Source organism: Nitrosospira multiformis (assembly GCF_900103165.1).
Lineage (GTDB): Bacteria > Pseudomonadota > Gammaproteobacteria > Burkholderiales > Nitrosomonadaceae > Nitrosospira > Nitrosospira multiformis_D.
In genome coordinates, this window is record NZ_FNKY01000001.1 from 562,638 (window position 1) to 577,643 (window position 15,006).

The window sequence follows — 15,006 nt, forward strand, 5'->3', positions numbered from 1 at the left end:
TTGCTTGTAAGTCAGGTGTTGTTTTTGAAAAATTGGTTAACAGTCAGTTAAGGAGAGTTAAAAAATGAACAAATCGATGGCCGCCGTTCTAATTAGTGCTACGTTGGCCGTGTCATCGCCCGCCGGAGCGCATACCGAAGCATATTTCGATTCCATCGCTGCGCCGCATGGCGGCCAGATGCGCATGGCGGGACCCTACCACCTGGAGCTCGTCACCAAGGAAAATGAAATCGTGCTTTATGTCATGGATCACGCAGATAATAAAATCAGCGCTGAAGGTGGCATAGGCAAGGCAGCTTTTCAAGTTGGAAAGGCGAAGCCCAAAACCTCGATCAAACTGGAGTCAGGAGGAGATAACACGCTCAAGGGTGCCGGAGACTTCTCCATCACTCCCGAAACGGTAGTTATCGTATTCGTCAAGCTGCCGGATCAGGAGGCCCAGTCCGCCCGTTTTACCCCGCTCAAGCCAAAGTCCAAGACAACCGCCAAGAAACCTGCGGAAAAGACTGGAACCGGCAAGGAATCAGCGGGTGAACACGGTGGCCACCATCATCACGATCATTGAGGATACTCCGGTTAGAAAGGGGGCGTCGTAGTCTGGAAGGGGTAAAAACCGACGGTGCACCACGCACGCAATATCGAAATTGATACCCATTTATCCTGAATCCGCTCCCTAGCGAACTCACCAAAAGAATGAGGTCAGGTAGCGTAAAGAATCTTTGTGGGTCATGGAATTAAAGTGACAAATGAGCGATTAATTCCCGGATTCAGGTTTATCTTTCCGGAGCTGTTTCGCCTTGTAGTGCGGCTCGTCGTCCCCGCTTAACGTCTACGCCCATTAGTATTATCAGCCCGATAATAAAATAGATGCCGGTAATCAGCATGGCAAGACGATGATCGCCGCTTGAAATCCAGCTTACCAGGCCATATGTCACAGGGCCCAAAATCGACGACAGCTTTACCGCAAGTCCCCATAGTCCGAAAAACTCCGCGCGGCGGGGGCCGGGGCTGAAGTACCCCACCAGCGCCCTTCCCGCTGACTGGGAGGCGCCAAGGCACAGGCCTGCAATGTTGGCTGCCAGCCAGAACATAGCGCTGCTATCTGCCATCCATGCCACCAGCACCATGATAATCCAACCGATGAGGGTCAGCGCTATGGTGGGAATATGGCCCATCCTGTCCTGGAGACTGCCGAACGCGAATGCGCCCGCCGCGGCGGTGATATTGACTACCAGGACCAGAAGCATGGTATCACTCGTGCTGAAGCCCATTGCCTGCTGAGCGTATATCGCGGCCAGCGTAATTACCGTCTGGATTCCCGCCTGATAAAATACCAGGCAGGCAAGAAATCTCCCCAGGTCACGGTAATCCCGTACATGGCTGAACGTTTCGCCCAGGCGGGAAAATGCTTCGCGCACCACGCTGCGTCCGGCAAGATGCGCCTGAGGTTGGGCTCTTTCCTTCAGATAAAGAAAGGTGGGGACGCTGGAGATCGCAAACAATCCAGCGGTTATCAGCATGGTTATCGGCACAAACTGTGCAGCCTGCATTCCCTCCCCCTGTGCCCACGTCACGTACGCAAGCGAACAACCCAGGCTCACCAATCCGCCGATATAGCCGAGACTCCACCCCCAGCCGGACACCTTCCCCAGCGCTTCACCCTGTGCAAGTTCAGGCAGAAATGCGGCGATCAAATTCTCGCCGCAACCGAAGAAAAAATTGGTAAGAATGATGAGTACCACCGCCAGCCACAAATCCCCCGGTCCCACCAGCGAAAGCATCGCGGTAAAGACGACACAACCCATGGTCGTAAGGAGAAGCAGGCGTTTCTTTGCGGCATATGCGTCAGCATAGGCGCCCAATGCCGGCCCCGTTAGCATGATTAGCGCATACGAAACCGCCAGCGCCACAGTCCAGGCAAATGTTCCCCATTCCTGGTTACCTGTTACCACCCCAACAAAATAAGCATTGAAAATCGCAGTGATGACTACCGTTGTATAGCCCGAATTGGCAAAATCAAACATTGCCCACGACCAAACCTCACGCCGGCTGACGCCCGCCGCAAGGTGCGATGATTGATCCTCTAAGGGCATGAACGCAGCCCCTTCAATAATCTTATTATGTTATCCCCCCATTTCGAACAGATTCTCTAGTCAGGTCGTTTTATAAGTTCGCTTGATGATTGCGCAGGATTTTTATTTCCCTGGGATTTTATAAAAGAGGGTGTAGTTATTCATACGCCCGATTGAGCAAAATTTCCATAGAAAACGAAAGACCAACGAGGCTGCGCGCCAATTTATGAACATCCGGTTAGTACTACGGTCCAATAGGCAACGCTCACAAAACCCGTAAGATGCAATCATGGCGTAAACCTATTTCAGGCAAGAACGTTAATATCACAAGTAGCTTGATTCTTTCCTGGTATTTCTTTAATCGGTTCGCTGGCACAGACAGCGACTTAAAAAGGAAACCCGATAATGCATACAATTTTCGAGTCGGCAGCTTCATATACCCTCAGCTTTTTGACCCAATGCATCAATATGATAGTGATGTGCTTCTGGCGGGAACGGCGTCTGTCCGCGGCGGCGACGCAACGGAAGGAAAATCCCCCCGCATAAGCCTACCGCTGGACTATTACCCGTTTACTTACCCGCTTACGCACCGAAATCCGGAAGCGGCAATTCTGCCCTGCGTTTTTGTTGTTGGTTAAGATGTGGAGCATTCCATACCGCAACACATTAGCGCAGGGCGTTTCAGAACATCGCTATAGCCGTTTGTCGCGCCGAAGCCTTCGATTAACTTGCCAATGATAAAAACGGCTAAGTAACGGCCGAATGAAGGGCAATCCAATAAACCAGGCCAGCGGCTTCAATACCGAGACCTTGCTCATGAGGACAATATAGGCATCCAGCTCGGAAAAAACTTTCTGGTTTTCGTCTTTGACGTGCAGCTCCGTTAACGCCTTGTGAGGATCGATGCCACACTGGCGCAACTCGTTGTCTTTGCCGGTAATGTCGACCCAGACCACATCATCCCCATTTCTGCCCGCGAGCCGTTCATAACTCCGCCTGTCCTTGACACAACTTGGGCAGGCGCCATCATAATAAACAGTAACCTTTCCTCGTTCCGTACTCACAGATCCCCATAATATATAGTTAATGCTGCAGAGATATTGCTCCGCAGTTCACTATAGCTATCAGCAGTGGCTAGAAATAAGTGGATGTTTCCGTTCTGTTCGCTGAATATCTTGAACGGCATTCTAAAAGAAACAAGCGGGTATGGAAAGAGGATGAGCCGCGGTACGTCAACCACCTTGCAAACGCTTAGGAAACAAAAAATTGTCCGTCATTGACCGCGCACATGTTGTTTCGATACGCGGCAGCATAACTAGGGCAGGTCATCCAAGCACTGCAAACCGGGTTAACGCGTTGATATCGGGCATATTTGGATGGGCGATATCTGCGGGGCTATGGGAGAAAAACTCCGCAACCGGTATTAAGCTTAACAGAGAGCATTCGCGTGACAGGTTCATTCAACGCGATGAGCATAGCCCATTTAGATTATGTACATTTGTCATTAATAAGTGTAGCGTGAAAAATGTTGGATATGGTAGGTTGACAGTTAAGCAAGCTCAGTTCGGTTAAAATCGTCTATGCTCCAAATTCTATCTGGCGATTTTTTCCCGAATAGATCAAACATTATTTGTGCTGTTATTCTACGCAAGACAGAACCCCGTGCTTTTTTACCGAGCTCCCGATCCCGTTTATCCTGTTCCCTCTCGCGCTTGCGTTGCTCTTTAGCCTCTCATACAGGGTGTATCGCCTCGTTATGTGGCTTTGATAGAAGTGCACGCAGACAAGATCCGGATCAAATCCACATGATCCTGTTCGGTAAAAAGGACAAATGCCTTCAGAGTTAATTGTGGAGACAAAGTCTCTCTTCGAGACATATTTCGGCGGTCCCGACCAGCCTCCAGGTTACCTGCGCAATATATTGGCAGAGCGTATCGCTGCGGTTCCATGCGGCGGATCGATCGATTGGGTTACCTACTATTTTCGTGATCTGAGGCTGGCCGAGGCGCTCGTTCAGGCTCACAGGCGGGGGGTAAAGGTTGGTTTGACCCTGGCAGGCAGGCCACGCATCCCCACTGCCAATGACGCGGTGATCGCTATGCTCTCCGGCCCTGATGGTCTGGATGAAGGACTTAGCGTGGTAACTCTGCCGGGTATACCAGCACCGCGAGGCAGATCGTGGAAACCACAATTACATGAAAAACTCTACTGTTTCTCGCACCCCAAACCCATCGCGTTCATCGGCTCTTTCAATCCGTTAGGAAACATGTCGGATGAAAAGCGGGAGATCAACCGAGAGATAGGCGACCAGGACAGGGGCCATAACGTGCTCGTCGGGTTCACCGACCCTATGCTGATTGAGCAACTGGTAAAACATGCTCGGCAGTTACAGCGGTTCCCTCCGGGACTCACTTACCGGTTCTCCACAGAGGCAAATCGGACGGTTAATGGCCCAGACACCGCTATTTACTTCTGGCCCCGGGTGCATCCACATCCGGTGGTGAAGTTCTTGAGCCAGGTGGGCGACAATGCTCGTGTCCGTATCGTAGCATCCCACATTAGAACGGAGAGTGCTGTAGATGTTATGCTTCGACTCGCCCATCGAGGCGTGGCATTGGAGATATTCGCAGACGCAGCGCCAAAGCGAGTCACTGCAAAGGTGGAGCAGCGGTTGCTCGCCGCCAACGTTCAGTTCAGGCGAATCAGAGATCCTGAAGATCTTCCAATGCACCTCAAGTTCGTATTAGTGGAGGATAACGATGAGGTCTGGTCCATTTTTGGTAGCTTCAATTGGACGAGGCCATCATTCTGGCTCAACCATGAAATTGCCGCCATTTCAAGCAATCCCATGCTTTTTAAGGCGTTTTCTGATCGATGCGATGTATTGGAAAATAAAAGAGGCTTAACCCCGTGCCTATAATTCAAACGCATTAATTTGAAATTTTGGGGAAATATAAAAAATTCTGCCTCAACTCTTATTATTCCCGTAGAAAATCAAGTTCGCGAATTAGACGAAATGCATGGGAGGCAGACTATCTGCGGAAGTGGTAGAGCTTGAATCGAAACACTTCATGACGATATAACATACAAAGATTATCATCAGATGATATTATTAAGCCATGCAGTCTGATGCTGGACTTGAGGCTCTACTTGATCTTGACGGCTATGTCATTGCTCAGGATTTGGGATGCTGGGTCAAGGTCGAGGCATGGCGAGTCGTGGCAACCCCGGAAATTCCGCATGGTATCCGCTATTCGCTCATGCTTCATGAACCCTATGGAAAACGGATCATGGGGTACGACAACAGCCATGCCATAAAGCCGCCGAAGAAATTCAAGTATGCGGGTCAGCGGCTAGCGTATGACCATAAGCATCGTCACATTGCGGATAAGGGAGTCCCTTATGAATTCAGGGATGCCTACCAGCTGCTTGCTGATTTCTTTAAAGAAGTGGATCGTGTATTAAAGGAAATGGAGCTATGAAAAGAATTGTGATCGGCATCATGCCGCAAGAGAAAATCCGTGAACGCATGTTGGCAATAGCCAAAGGCGCGTACAAGCCCAAACCTGGGGAACCAAAGGTATGGTTTACCTCGATGAAATCCCTTGCCGAGGTCCTGAGTGACGACAACCGTGCCTTGCTTACAATCATTCACGAATCTCAGCCTGAGTCGATTACCGGTCTTGCAGCGATTACCGGACGAAAGCCCAGTAATCTCTCACGCACTCTGAAAACCATGTCTCATTATGGGATTGTGGAAATGCGGCGCGAGAACCGGCATGTGCGTCCTATCGTCAATGCTACTGAGTTTCAAATATTGACCGCTCAATAGATCGGTGTGAATTTGAATACATTATCTTTCAGGAATGAATTAAATCGATGGGAACTAATTCCAAACAAGGCAAGTGATTTTGAGCACTGAACATCGCTTTAACATTTGGGAAATCGCACATCGCTGGCAACCTTGATCCCGAATCCACCGATCCCCAAAAGCTATACTCCTTGCTGTGAAAGATACCTTGCGTTCGCTGGCTGGCGCCAATCATTACGATGGCCTGATGATTGTCAATAGTAATGGCGTAGAAGACAAAGGGACTTACCATGAGCCAACCCAACAGCGTTATAAACATGAGGAAATCGAAAAAAGGACTTGGAGATTGCAATCAAAGAAAGATTTTCAATAAACTGCTATTGGAGTCGGTACTGTCGCAAGAGGTAATGAGCCTTCCTGCGTTTGAAACACTAGTGCTAATGAGAACCATCTTGAAACGCCGATCCGTGCTAGAGCCGCCGCATGGTTTAAAGATGCAGTAATGAAAAAATGGGTCGAAGAATCGCTCAAGCTTTGTAGTCCGGTCCCGTAGAAAGGGCTAGGATCGATTATTTAGTGATAGTTAAGAGGTAAGGATGGGTACTGTAGGTCGAATTTCAAATGAAAGGAAAAACCTAAATCGTCTAACTGGCGAATTTTTGGTTGCGTCGAGGCTCGCGCAACGTGGTTACATGGTTACGTTACAGTGGGGCAATGCAATTAGCTATGACATTCTCGCGTTTGATAAGAGCGGCAATGTCGCTTTTATCGAGGTTAAGTCAACGGCTTCTTACTCCCGCCGATGGATGCTCCAGAGCAAATATGCTCACCCCAGAGAAGACACGATTCCAATTGATAGGCGTTTTGTGTGTTGCGTAGATATATCGAGCAAAGAAACTGAGCCAATCATTCATGTTTTTCCAGCATCGATAGTGGCTGAAGGACTTCATTATTACTTCAGCAGTAAATTTCCTAACAGCACAAGTTACCATCTCTCTCTTGATTTCAAGCCACAGGGAAAATCCAGGCAAGACGTTCAGACCGTAGGGGAATTTATCGACGCAGAGAAATATGTGGAAAAGTTTTCAAGTCTTGGTCTTATCCCAGTTCTAAATTAAGCTGCCGAGGAATTTCCTGATGAATTTTTCAAGATCATCCCTTCTACTTAGCTCGCACTCCCATATGTCCGGCACGAACGATGCATAATTAAACCCCGCGGCGGCACGAGAAAAAGCGATAAATGATATCAAAGAGAGTATTTTGGAGAATATATGAAGCGATTAATTTCGAGCCTAATTATTTTGCTCAACCTAGCGGGTTATGCCTCTGCTAACGAAAAACCCGTAGGCGAATATATGCGAAACGCCGCAGCTGCCCAGGACCGAGGAGATTGGGATGAAGCACGCCGCATTTATGTTCGTGCATTCGCTGAGGCCAATCTTGCCCAAGCCGATTCCCGCTTTAAAGCTGTTATCCACTATGGATATGGCCGGTCCCTCGGCGTGACGTGCTTCTTCGAGGAAGCAGAGCGCCAACTTAATCTTGCTAACGATTTCGATAAGCATACTGGGGGTGTATTCTATCTTTCCTTGACCGAATTAGCGCGCCTGAACCTGGATCAAAGAAAATTCGCTGAAGCGGTGTCTTATCTTGAGCGCATTTTGGCTGAATTGGACCCTATAATCACCGCCAGAAAGCGGAAATTAGCTCAGGCTATGGCTAGACAAGTTGATTTTGAAAATACATCTCTTAGGCTTTTAGATACTATAGTAAAAGAAGGGAAAAAAAGAGATTCTAAGTTAGAAGAAATTCAGAGAATAAATGAAGGTAGTTTTCTTGAGCAAGTAGTTGGAATGTTTACCATTCCAGGTATTGCTGTGGAAGCACAAGTAGCCGCTGAAAGGCAACAGAATGCTGCTGATACTTTAGCCAAGATAAACCAGCAACTACAAGAATCTGCTAAAACATCCGCTGGAGTACAGGAAAGAATTACAGAAAGTACCATACTTAGTATGAGTAGCGCTATCGAAACAGATGTGTCCGCCTTTTATGCTAATGTACTTGACGATTACGCTTTGTCCCTTTCCGGCGCAGGGCGCATGCAGGATGCTGAAGCGGCAGCGAAGCGAGCCGCAGAGACCAGAGCAACCATACCGAAGGAGCAATCTATCTCTGACCGAACACCCTACGGCAAACACTGTGCCAAACAGCGCCTTTGAAAATGATTATAAACTGTTGCATAAGGCTTCCCTTTCGCCACAGAACAATCGCGATCTAATCTGCTCATATCTGATCGGTAAGATGCCTGATGTGGTTTTGCGCTTCATTGATCACAATTGGTTTTACAAGTTGACTGTCACTAGTCAAGGGCCCGCGATGGCAAACGTCATGCAGAACTAGCCAAGTTGTTCGCAGGTTCGAAACCGGCCTTGTTTATGTGACCGCATTCCCAACCGTTCAATAATGGGGCGCTATATAGGCGAAATCGCATGGGAAATCGAGGTGTGAGTGGCAGATTCTTCCTTGCATCTCATTCACTTCAATGGGATAAGATTCCTTGGCTCATACCCACTGAGAATGAGGGACGTTAATCAACATTGCATGGACCGGAGGCATGGTTAAGAAGATTTTCTTGTATTTTGGATTATGGGCATTTCCCTTTGCCGTGTCTGCTCAAGTAGATTGTTCGCTTCTTGATCCACGCGTTTCCGTTTCCTCGGAAAAAGAAGGGAAGATTAGCGTAGCTCTGAATACGTTGTACAAGATTGCGAAAATCGATTCTGGAATAGAGGGAAAACTCAAGGATGAGATTAAGAATCTCCAACAAGGGTCGGACACCGTCTCGGAGAGCCTTGCAGTAAAAGCTAGGACGCTATATCTATTCTGTGGGATGGTGGCCAACGCGAAGGACTTAAGCACGGAGCGAAAATTTGAACTATTCACTATTCTTCAAGGGACCACTCAAGATTCCCGAAATGAGCAAATAGTACCGAAACCAAGTGTAACCTCCCGCCCCTCAACCAACCTGTCAAGTTCGAGCAGTACAAAGGGGAGCCCCATTGTCTCAGAATGGATATTTGGTACTTCTACACTTGAACGCAGCTGCTATTACAGCTGGGATATATTTCCGCAAGGTGGCGCGAAACTCCAACTCGAAGCTTCGACGGCTGTTGTGAAAGGGTGGAGCTTTGGGGTCGTATTCCAAAACTCTTCACTTTTTGCTGGAAAATTCTTCGACATAAGAGATCTTCAAGTCGTGCTATCCCTTGATGGAGTGCCAACAAAACTAAACTGGCGACACGGCATTTCAGACGAAAATGGAATTATTAGTTCGAAATTTGACTATATAGTGAAGTATGACTTTAAAAATAATGTAAGTGACCCAAGCCCGCAATACGAAGCCCGTCGACAGAAACTAACCTCAGCGAGAGAGCTTTCGATCAAGCTTTCGGGATTTGGGAAATCTTACCCTCCCGTTAAAGTGTCGGCGCAATCTTTAAAGGAGCGTATCAAACGACGTGAATGCCCTTATACGGATGTTTCTGAAATACTTAACACGTTTGTGCGTTAGATTTTATAGGCTGCCCATACTCCGAGAATATTTGTCTCACCCTACGCCTAGCCTTCGTTCTGCGGATGCTTCGCCCCCTTAACTCAAACGTTCCTGCGTCCGCTTCCGGAAAGTTTGATCACCAGCATCAGTCGCGCTGCTAACAGAAACATGGCCCGCACCAAGGGTGTTGCACAAGGGGTCCCTTTTGCAACACTAAAATGGACAATACTAACGTATTGTTTTTTTGTTTCGCAATGTGGTGAAAGGCTGTGGCGAAACAATTGGGGGGTCAAGCATGAAAATCGGCTATGCGCGGGTATCGACCGACGAGCAGAATCTGGATTTGTAAAGGGACGCACTGAATAAATAAACCCGAGTGCGAAATAATATTTACAGATCATGGCGTAAGCGGAATCGCTAATAATCGCCCTGGCCTTTTTCAAGCAATTGCGGCGGTTGGTGCCGGTAATGTTCTCGTAGTGAAACTCGACCGGCTAAGCCGGTCCCTGAGCTTTCTAATTGAGTTAATTGATAAACTACGAAAAGACCAGGCGGGATCTGAAAGTCTCTCGATGGTATCAACACCACGACCACAAGCGGGAAACTAGTTTTTCATATCATGGGTGCACTGGCCGAGTTCGAGCGCGCACTGATTTCCGAGCGGTCAAAAGCGAAAATGTGAGCTGCAAAGAAACGTGGGTACAGGAGAGCCAGCACCTGTAACAGGAACCCATACCCAGCCAATTCCTGTAACGGTAACAGGAAATACCAGCGCTCCTGTAACGGTAACAGGAAAGAATAACCCTCCTATTCCCGTAACAGGAATGGGCGCTCTCATTGATCCTGTATCGGTTACAGGAATCCTGGCGCGTCTTGCGGATGAGTATTGGTGGTGGCGGGCATTGCGTAAGCTTCATGTGTCAGACACCTCGAGCATGGCGCTATCCGCTTGGGACTGGTCCATAGCCGCAAGGGCAAGTACGTCAGTGATGAAACGCTGCAAAGAGAACAGAAACAAAATCGCCGTAACCGGATCATTCTCGAACAGTGCATCGCCACTAATGAGCTGGGGCAGGAATATACCCTCCAGCAATTAGCCGATCTTTCCGTATCTAATCCAAGGATTCGTCGTGCAGAGTTGATGACGCGCATTGCCGGGCTTGATGCGGTGGCGCAATCGCTAGGGCATACGGGCGTGTTCTATACTGTTATGCATCAGTTCTTTTCACATCGTTATGTACAAGGGACATCAGCCTAGCGATAATTTCTCCGTATAGCAAAAAAGCCAAAAAGAAAGATGAGCACTGGGATTTCGCCTCAGTAACGGGTTTAGCGCGATCCATCCTGGAGACGCGGCTAGCATTCTTACCGCGAACCTATCCTCTGTTCGCAACGTGCTCGCATGCCGATGAGTTAAGGCGCACTGGACTTTAAACCCTCGGTTTCTCGGATGTCGGGCGAAAGTAGTGCCATTAATAACCAATTTATAGCACCGTCCTGTCTACACCATGTCTACATGAGTAATTCATTCTCAGTAGACAATTTATTAATAGCCTGATTATATTGGTGCTGTTGAGAGGAGTCGAACCTCCGACCTACTGATTACGAATCAGTTGCTCTACCAACTGAGCTACAACAGCCTCGAAGAAAAAATCGAATTTACGATTATAGAGGTTTGGGAAACCGCGGGCAAATTGGTTGACATCTGAAATCAAATGCATGAATGGCGTGGACGCCAGAGAGGTGCAGCCAGTTCGCAAACCCCTGGCTCAATCCGCGGAGATACCGCGCGCGCACTCCCGAAACAAGCCCGTATCCTTTCATCACTGATCGGACTTATCACCCCGATTTATCGAGAAGACAGGAAAGGACGCGCAAGGCAGCATGCGGCGAAGCCTTAATGCCATAGTGGCCGGCTTTCACACCATTTCTTTTATCAGCACGGTCAAGTATAGATATTTTCCTCTATTTTCGTCGATTGTCATCTAACATCTGGACATTTTTTACCGGTTGCGGCACACTTATCGGATGAAAACCAAAGAATCTCGGCCAAAAAATATTTTAGTGCTTCATGGTCCGAACCTGAATCTTTTAGGCAAGCGCGAGCCTGAAGTCTACGGATCCGTGACGTTAGAAGAAATTAACGAGAATTTGCTGAATTTAGCTAAAGAATCTGACATAAAATTAGTTGCTTTCCAAAGTAATGCTGAGGGCGAATTAATTGATCGTATTCAGCAGGCAATGGGTGACAACGTCGATTTCATTATTATTAATCCAGCGGCTTATACTCATACCAGTATTGCCATGCGTGATGCGCTTGCTGCTACAAGGTTGCCATTCATTGAAGTTCATCTCTCCAATATTTTTGCTCGCGAGTCTTTTCGCAAAGAATCGTATTTTTCTGATCTGGCGCTTGGCGTTATTAGTGGTTTGGGCGCCAAAGGCTATGAGCTGGCCTTGAAATATGCGCTGACAGCCCGTTAGTGCGCATTCCTCAAAATCGAAAAATTCTCTATGTTTTGACGGGTGCCTGTGTTCACTGAATGAAATTGACAGAAGATAGGATCCATTCTCGCCGGCTTTCTGGCTGATGGAATGCTGCAAGTAGCAGAATCCTATATTGATGATGGCAGGATTAGATGGTTAAAGATGCCCAAAAGGGCAGCGTTCCGGGGAGGTCTTTATGGATCTGCGAAAACTTAAAAAACTGATTGAGCTGGTGGAAGAATCGGGAATTGGCGAGCTGGAGATTACAGAAGGCGAGGAAAAGGTTCGCATCAGCAAGTCCGCGTCCTCTACTCAGACTTATGTCACCGCGCCACCCGTCATGCAGGCGGTCGCTCCGGCTACCGCTGCCGAGTCCGTGGCATCCACCTCGGCACCAACCGAGTTATTGACGCAAGGCCATGTGGTGAAATCGCCCATGGTGGGAACATTTTATCGTACCTCCACCCCTGGGGCGAACCCGTTCGTAGAGGTAGGACAGACGGTGAAGGCTGGCGATACCTTATGCATCATTGAAGCAATGAAGCTGCTCAATGAGATTGAATCGGACAAGGACGGGATTATCAAAGCGGTTCTCGTGGAAAACGGCCAACCCGTCGAGTACGGCGAGCCGCTATTTGTGATCGAATGATTTTAAGCGCTATCTTCCATCTTTCTTTACAAGGGATACCAATAGAACAGATGGCAGGCGCCCCTGTCGTTTAATAGGGATATCCCATGTTTGAAAAAATTCTAATAGCCAATCGAGGTGAAATCGCTCTGCGTATTCAGCGTGCTTGCCGTGAGATGGGAATTAAAACAGTGGCGGTGCATTCCGAGGCAGATGCCAATGCAAAATATGTGAAGCTCGCCGATGAGTCCGTGTGTATTGGGCCGGCGCCGTCGGCCCAGAGTTATCTCAATGTGCCCGCCATTATCAGCGCAGCTGAAGTAACCGATGCGGAAGCGATTCATCCCGGCTATGGTTTTCTCTCCGAAAATGCCGACTTCGCCGAGCGTGTGGAAAGTAGCGGTTTTGTCTTCATCGGCCCTCGCCCCGAAACGATACGCATGATGGGCGACAAGGTCAGCGCCAAGAACGCAATGAAAAAAGCGGGTGTTCCCTGTGTTCCGGGGTCCAACGGCGCATTACCGGAATCTCTTGATGAGATCCGGGCGATCATCCGTGCGATTGGCTATCCTGTCATTATCAAGGCATCAGCGGGCGGTGGCGGGCGTGGAATGCGCGTGGTTCACACCGAGGCCGCGTTGTCGAATGCGGTCATAATAACCCGCAACGAGGCACAGGCGGCGTTCGGTAATCCAACGGTTTATGCGGAAAAATTTCTGGAAAATCCGCGTCATATTGAATTCCAGGTGCTGGTTGATGAACACCGCAATGCAATCCACCTGGGAGAACGTGAGTGTTCAATGCAGCGCCGCCACCAGAAAATCCTCGAGGAAGCACCCGCCCTGGGCATTCCCCCCAGATTACGCGACAGGATGGGTGGCCGCTGCGCCGATGCGTGCCGGCGTATCGGTTATCGGGGAGTGGGAACGTTCGAGTTCCTGTTTGAGAAAAACGAATTTTATTTCATCGAAATGAACACGCGTTTACAAGTGGAACACCCCGTTACGGAGGCAATTACCGGGATAGATCTGGTAAAAGCACAAATTCGTGTTGCCGCCGGTGAAAAATTGACCATTCGCCAACGAGATGTTACATGGAAGGGGCATGCCATCGAATGCCGCATCAACGCCGAGGATCCTTATAAGCTTACGCCTTCCGCCGGTCGTATCACTCAGTATCATGCTCCCGGCGGCCCGGGCATTCGGGTCGACTCTCATATTTATCATAACTACGTGGTGCCGCCCTATTACGATTCCATGATCGCCAAAGTGATTGCTTATGGGGATAACCGCGACCAGGCAATCGCCCGAATGCGCATTGCGCTGTCGGAGATGGTGGTTGAAGGCATCAACACCAATATCCCATTGCATCTCGATCTATTGTCGGACGCAGCGTTTTTGACGGGCGGTACCAGCATCCACTACCTTGAGCAAAAGCTTGCCAATTACAATAAGCCGGGCTAAAAGCGGCCAGCCGTATTGCGGCGAGTTTTCCTGAGTATTGCGATATATGTCCTGGATTTCTCTCACCCTGGAGACCGATGACACGCATGCCGAAGCCCTGAGCGATGCGATGCTTGAACTCGGTGCGTTATCAACGGACATACACGATGCGGCTGCGGGCACTGAACGAGAGCAGTCGTTATTCGATGAACCCGGTGAGTCGGCTGGGGAAATCTGGTCCGTGTCGGAACTTACCGCCCTATTCGAAGCGGATGCCGACATAACGTCCATTGTGCAAGCTGCGGCGCAAGCGGCTCAGCTTCCCATTCCGCCCGTCTACCACCTGACGCATGTGGAAGAGCAGGACTGGGTGCGGATTACGCAATCGCAATTCGATCCGATACAAATATCGTCACGGTTGTGGATTGTCCCCACCTGGCATCGGGCGCCCGATCCCGCCGCGATCAATCTGACACTCGATCCCGGACTGGCTTTCGGCACCGGCAGTCACCCTACCACAAAACTATGCCTTGCCTGGCTTGACGAAAACCTGCAAGGGGGCGAAGATGTTCTTGATTACGGTTGTGGCTCCGGCATATTGGCTATCGCCGCGTCGAAGCTCGGTGCGCACCATGCGGTGGGCGTAGATATAGATGCGCAGGCGGTTGCAGCCAGTCGCGAAAATGCCATGCTTAATCAATGTGACGAAACAGAAATGGAGTTTCATACGGCACATTTTGCGACTTGGACAGATCCGGCACGCGAAGCCTGGGCGGATGTGGTTGTCGCCAATATTCTTGCCAATCCTTTGATCATGCTGGCTCCGATACTGATGCGTGCTACCCGGCAAGGGGGCCATATAGTACTTTCCGGCATACTTATGGAACAGGCGGAGGAAGTCAGTCATGTCTATCAGCAATGGTTCAATATGCATATTGCCGGGGTGCGGGAGGGCTGGGTGTTGCTGGCCGGGACCAGGAAGTGAATTTGAATTTTCTTGAAAAATAACGGCT

General features: G+C 49.1%; 16 protein-coding genes, 1 tRNA gene and 2 pseudogenes. 15 read left to right on the forward strand and 4 right to left on the reverse strand.

The window, feature by feature from the left end:
- Nucleotides 1-64: 64 nt before the first annotated feature.
- Nucleotides 65-565 carry a hypothetical protein gene (locus tag BLR00_RS02625; RefSeq protein ID WP_074630679.1) on the forward strand — a complete coding sequence of 167 codons (501 nt, stop codon included), beginning with the start codon at nucleotides 65-67 and terminating at the stop codon, nucleotides 563-565.
- Nucleotides 566-773: 208 nt separating this feature from the next.
- On the opposite strand, the gene BLR00_RS02630 is transcribed toward BLR00_RS02625, so the two are convergent.
- Both BLR00_RS02630 and BLR00_RS02640 read right to left on the reverse strand, forming a co-directional pair.
- Nucleotides 774-2,093, reverse strand: a complete 1,320-nt coding sequence (locus BLR00_RS02630) for an MFS transporter (protein WP_256324031.1) — start codon at nucleotides 2,091-2,093, stop codon at nucleotides 774-776.
- Between the two features lie 671 nt (nucleotides 2,094-2,764).
- Nucleotides 2,765-3,136 (reverse strand): thiol-disulfide oxidoreductase DCC family protein, encoded by a 372-nt coding sequence (locus BLR00_RS02640; protein ID WP_074630681.1) that lies wholly within the window; start codon nucleotides 3,134-3,136, stop codon nucleotides 2,765-2,767.
- 193 nt (nucleotides 3,137-3,329) lie between these two features.
- Between BLR00_RS02640 and BLR00_RS17150 the strand changes: the two are divergent.
- The 4 genes and pseudogenes from BLR00_RS17150 to BLR00_RS02655 all read left to right on the forward strand — a co-directional run.
- Nucleotides 3,330-3,644, forward strand: a pseudogene (locus BLR00_RS17150) (phage integrase central domain-containing protein); the annotation flags it as partial.
- A 259-nt stretch (nucleotides 3,645-3,903) separates the two neighbouring features.
- A complete protein-coding gene (locus BLR00_RS02645; protein ID WP_074630682.1) occupies nucleotides 3,904-4,992 on the forward strand; it encodes a phospholipase D-like domain-containing protein in 1,089 nt (362 codons plus the stop codon).
- 199 nt (nucleotides 4,993-5,191) lie between these two features.
- Nucleotides 5,192-5,554: a toxin-antitoxin system TumE family protein gene (locus BLR00_RS02650; RefSeq protein ID WP_074630683.1), complete on the forward strand. Its 363-nt coding sequence runs from the start codon at nucleotides 5,192-5,194 to the stop codon at nucleotides 5,552-5,554.
- The gene (locus BLR00_RS02655) at nucleotides 5,551-5,904 is read left to right on the forward strand and encodes an HVO_A0114 family putative DNA-binding protein (RefSeq protein ID WP_074630684.1); all 354 of its coding nucleotides are present in this window, start codon (nucleotides 5,551-5,553) and stop codon (nucleotides 5,902-5,904) included. The genes BLR00_RS02650 and BLR00_RS02655 overlap by 4 nt, the downstream gene beginning before the upstream one ends.
- 28 nt (nucleotides 5,905-5,932) lie before the next feature.
- On the opposite strand, the gene BLR00_RS02660 is transcribed toward BLR00_RS02655, so the two are convergent.
- A complete protein-coding gene (locus tag BLR00_RS02660) occupies nucleotides 5,933-6,202 on the reverse strand; it encodes a hypothetical protein (RefSeq protein ID WP_074630685.1) in 270 nt (89 codons plus the stop codon).
- 277 nt (nucleotides 6,203-6,479) lie between these two features.
- On the opposite strand from BLR00_RS02660, the gene BLR00_RS02665 reads away from it, so the two are divergent.
- The 6 genes and pseudogenes from BLR00_RS02665 to BLR00_RS02695 form a co-directional block, all read left to right on the forward strand.
- Nucleotides 6,480-7,001 (forward strand): DUF3883 domain-containing protein, encoded by a 522-nt coding sequence (locus BLR00_RS02665; protein ID WP_074630686.1) that lies wholly within the window; start codon nucleotides 6,480-6,482, stop codon nucleotides 6,999-7,001.
- A gap of 153 nt (nucleotides 7,002-7,154) precedes the next feature.
- On the forward strand, nucleotides 7,155-8,102 hold the full coding sequence (locus tag BLR00_RS02670) for a hypothetical protein (RefSeq protein WP_074630687.1): 948 nt from the start codon (nucleotides 7,155-7,157) through the stop codon (nucleotides 8,100-8,102).
- A gap of 395 nt (nucleotides 8,103-8,497) precedes the next feature.
- Nucleotides 8,498-9,454 (forward strand): hypothetical protein, encoded by a 957-nt coding sequence (locus tag BLR00_RS02680; RefSeq protein ID WP_074630689.1) that lies wholly within the window; start codon nucleotides 8,498-8,500, stop codon nucleotides 9,452-9,454.
- Nucleotides 9,455-9,849: 395 nt separating this feature from the next.
- Nucleotides 9,850-10,044 carry a recombinase family protein gene (locus BLR00_RS17155; protein ID WP_371130394.1) on the forward strand — a complete coding sequence of 65 codons (195 nt, stop codon included), beginning with the start codon at nucleotides 9,850-9,852 and terminating at the stop codon, nucleotides 10,042-10,044.
- Nucleotides 10,014-10,118: a recombinase family protein gene (locus tag BLR00_RS16795; RefSeq protein ID WP_074634092.1), complete on the forward strand. Its 105-nt coding sequence runs from the start codon at nucleotides 10,014-10,016 to the stop codon at nucleotides 10,116-10,118. Before BLR00_RS17155 ends, BLR00_RS16795 begins: the two co-directional genes overlap by 31 nt.
- Nucleotides 10,119-10,370: 252 nt before the next feature.
- Nucleotides 10,371-10,694 (forward strand): annotated as a pseudogene (locus tag BLR00_RS02695) (replication endonuclease); the annotation flags it as partial.
- 306 nt (nucleotides 10,695-11,000) lie between these two features.
- Here BLR00_RS02695 and BLR00_RS02700 read toward each other — a convergent pair.
- Nucleotides 11,001-11,076: transfer RNA gene (locus BLR00_RS02700), tRNA-Thr, on the reverse strand.
- A 388-nt stretch (nucleotides 11,077-11,464) separates the two neighbouring features.
- Between BLR00_RS02700 and aroQ the strand changes: the two genes are divergently transcribed.
- The 4 genes from aroQ to prmA all read left to right on the forward strand — a co-directional run bounded on the left by aroQ (nucleotide 11,465) and on the right by prmA (nucleotide 14,978).
- Nucleotides 11,465-11,920, forward strand: coding sequence for a type II 3-dehydroquinate dehydratase (gene aroQ, locus BLR00_RS02705; protein WP_074630691.1), 456 nt, complete (start codon nucleotides 11,465-11,467; stop codon nucleotides 11,918-11,920).
- 199 nt (nucleotides 11,921-12,119) lie between these two features.
- A complete protein-coding gene (accB, locus tag BLR00_RS02710; protein ID WP_074630692.1) occupies nucleotides 12,120-12,572 on the forward strand; it encodes an acetyl-CoA carboxylase biotin carboxyl carrier protein in 453 nt (150 codons plus the stop codon).
- 86 nt (nucleotides 12,573-12,658) lie between these two features.
- A complete protein-coding gene (accC, locus tag BLR00_RS02715) occupies nucleotides 12,659-14,014 on the forward strand; it encodes an acetyl-CoA carboxylase biotin carboxylase subunit (protein WP_074630693.1) in 1,356 nt (451 codons plus the stop codon).
- A 46-nt stretch (nucleotides 14,015-14,060) separates the two neighbouring features.
- A complete protein-coding gene (prmA, locus tag BLR00_RS02720) occupies nucleotides 14,061-14,978 on the forward strand; it encodes a 50S ribosomal protein L11 methyltransferase (protein WP_074630694.1) in 918 nt (305 codons plus the stop codon).
- Nucleotides 14,979-15,006: the final 28 nt, after the last annotated feature.

Excerpts from the sequence above, each read along its gene's own strand:
- BLR00_RS02625 (WP_074630679.1), top strand. The coding sequence starts at position 65 with ATGAACAAATCGATGGCCGCCGTTCTAATTAGTGCTACGTTGGCCGTG.
- BLR00_RS02630 (WP_256324031.1), bottom strand. The coding sequence starts at position 2,093 with ATGCCCTTAGAGGATCAATCATCGCACCTTGCGGCGGGCGTCAGCCGG.
- BLR00_RS02645 (WP_074630682.1), top strand. The coding sequence starts at position 3,904 with ATGCCTTCAGAGTTAATTGTGGAGACAAAGTCTCTCTTCGAGACATAT.
- BLR00_RS02650 (WP_074630683.1), top strand. The coding sequence starts at position 5,192 with ATGCAGTCTGATGCTGGACTTGAGGCTCTACTTGATCTTGACGGCTAT.
- BLR00_RS02655 (WP_074630684.1), top strand. The coding sequence starts at position 5,551 with ATGAAAAGAATTGTGATCGGCATCATGCCGCAAGAGAAAATCCGTGAA.
- BLR00_RS02660 (WP_074630685.1), bottom strand. The coding sequence starts at position 6,202 with ATGTTTATAACGCTGTTGGGTTGGCTCATGGTAAGTCCCTTTGTCTTC.
- BLR00_RS02665 (WP_074630686.1), top strand. The coding sequence starts at position 6,480 with ATGGGTACTGTAGGTCGAATTTCAAATGAAAGGAAAAACCTAAATCGT.
- BLR00_RS02670 (WP_074630687.1), top strand. The coding sequence starts at position 7,155 with ATGAAGCGATTAATTTCGAGCCTAATTATTTTGCTCAACCTAGCGGGT.
- BLR00_RS02680 (WP_074630689.1), top strand. The coding sequence starts at position 8,498 with ATGGTTAAGAAGATTTTCTTGTATTTTGGATTATGGGCATTTCCCTTT.
- aroQ (WP_074630691.1), top strand. The coding sequence starts at position 11,465 with ATGAAAACCAAAGAATCTCGGCCAAAAAATATTTTAGTGCTTCATGGT.
- accB (WP_074630692.1), top strand. The coding sequence starts at position 12,120 with ATGGATCTGCGAAAACTTAAAAAACTGATTGAGCTGGTGGAAGAATCG.
- accC (WP_074630693.1), top strand. The coding sequence starts at position 12,659 with ATGTTTGAAAAAATTCTAATAGCCAATCGAGGTGAAATCGCTCTGCGT.
- prmA (WP_074630694.1), top strand. The coding sequence starts at position 14,061 with ATGTCCTGGATTTCTCTCACCCTGGAGACCGATGACACGCATGCCGAA.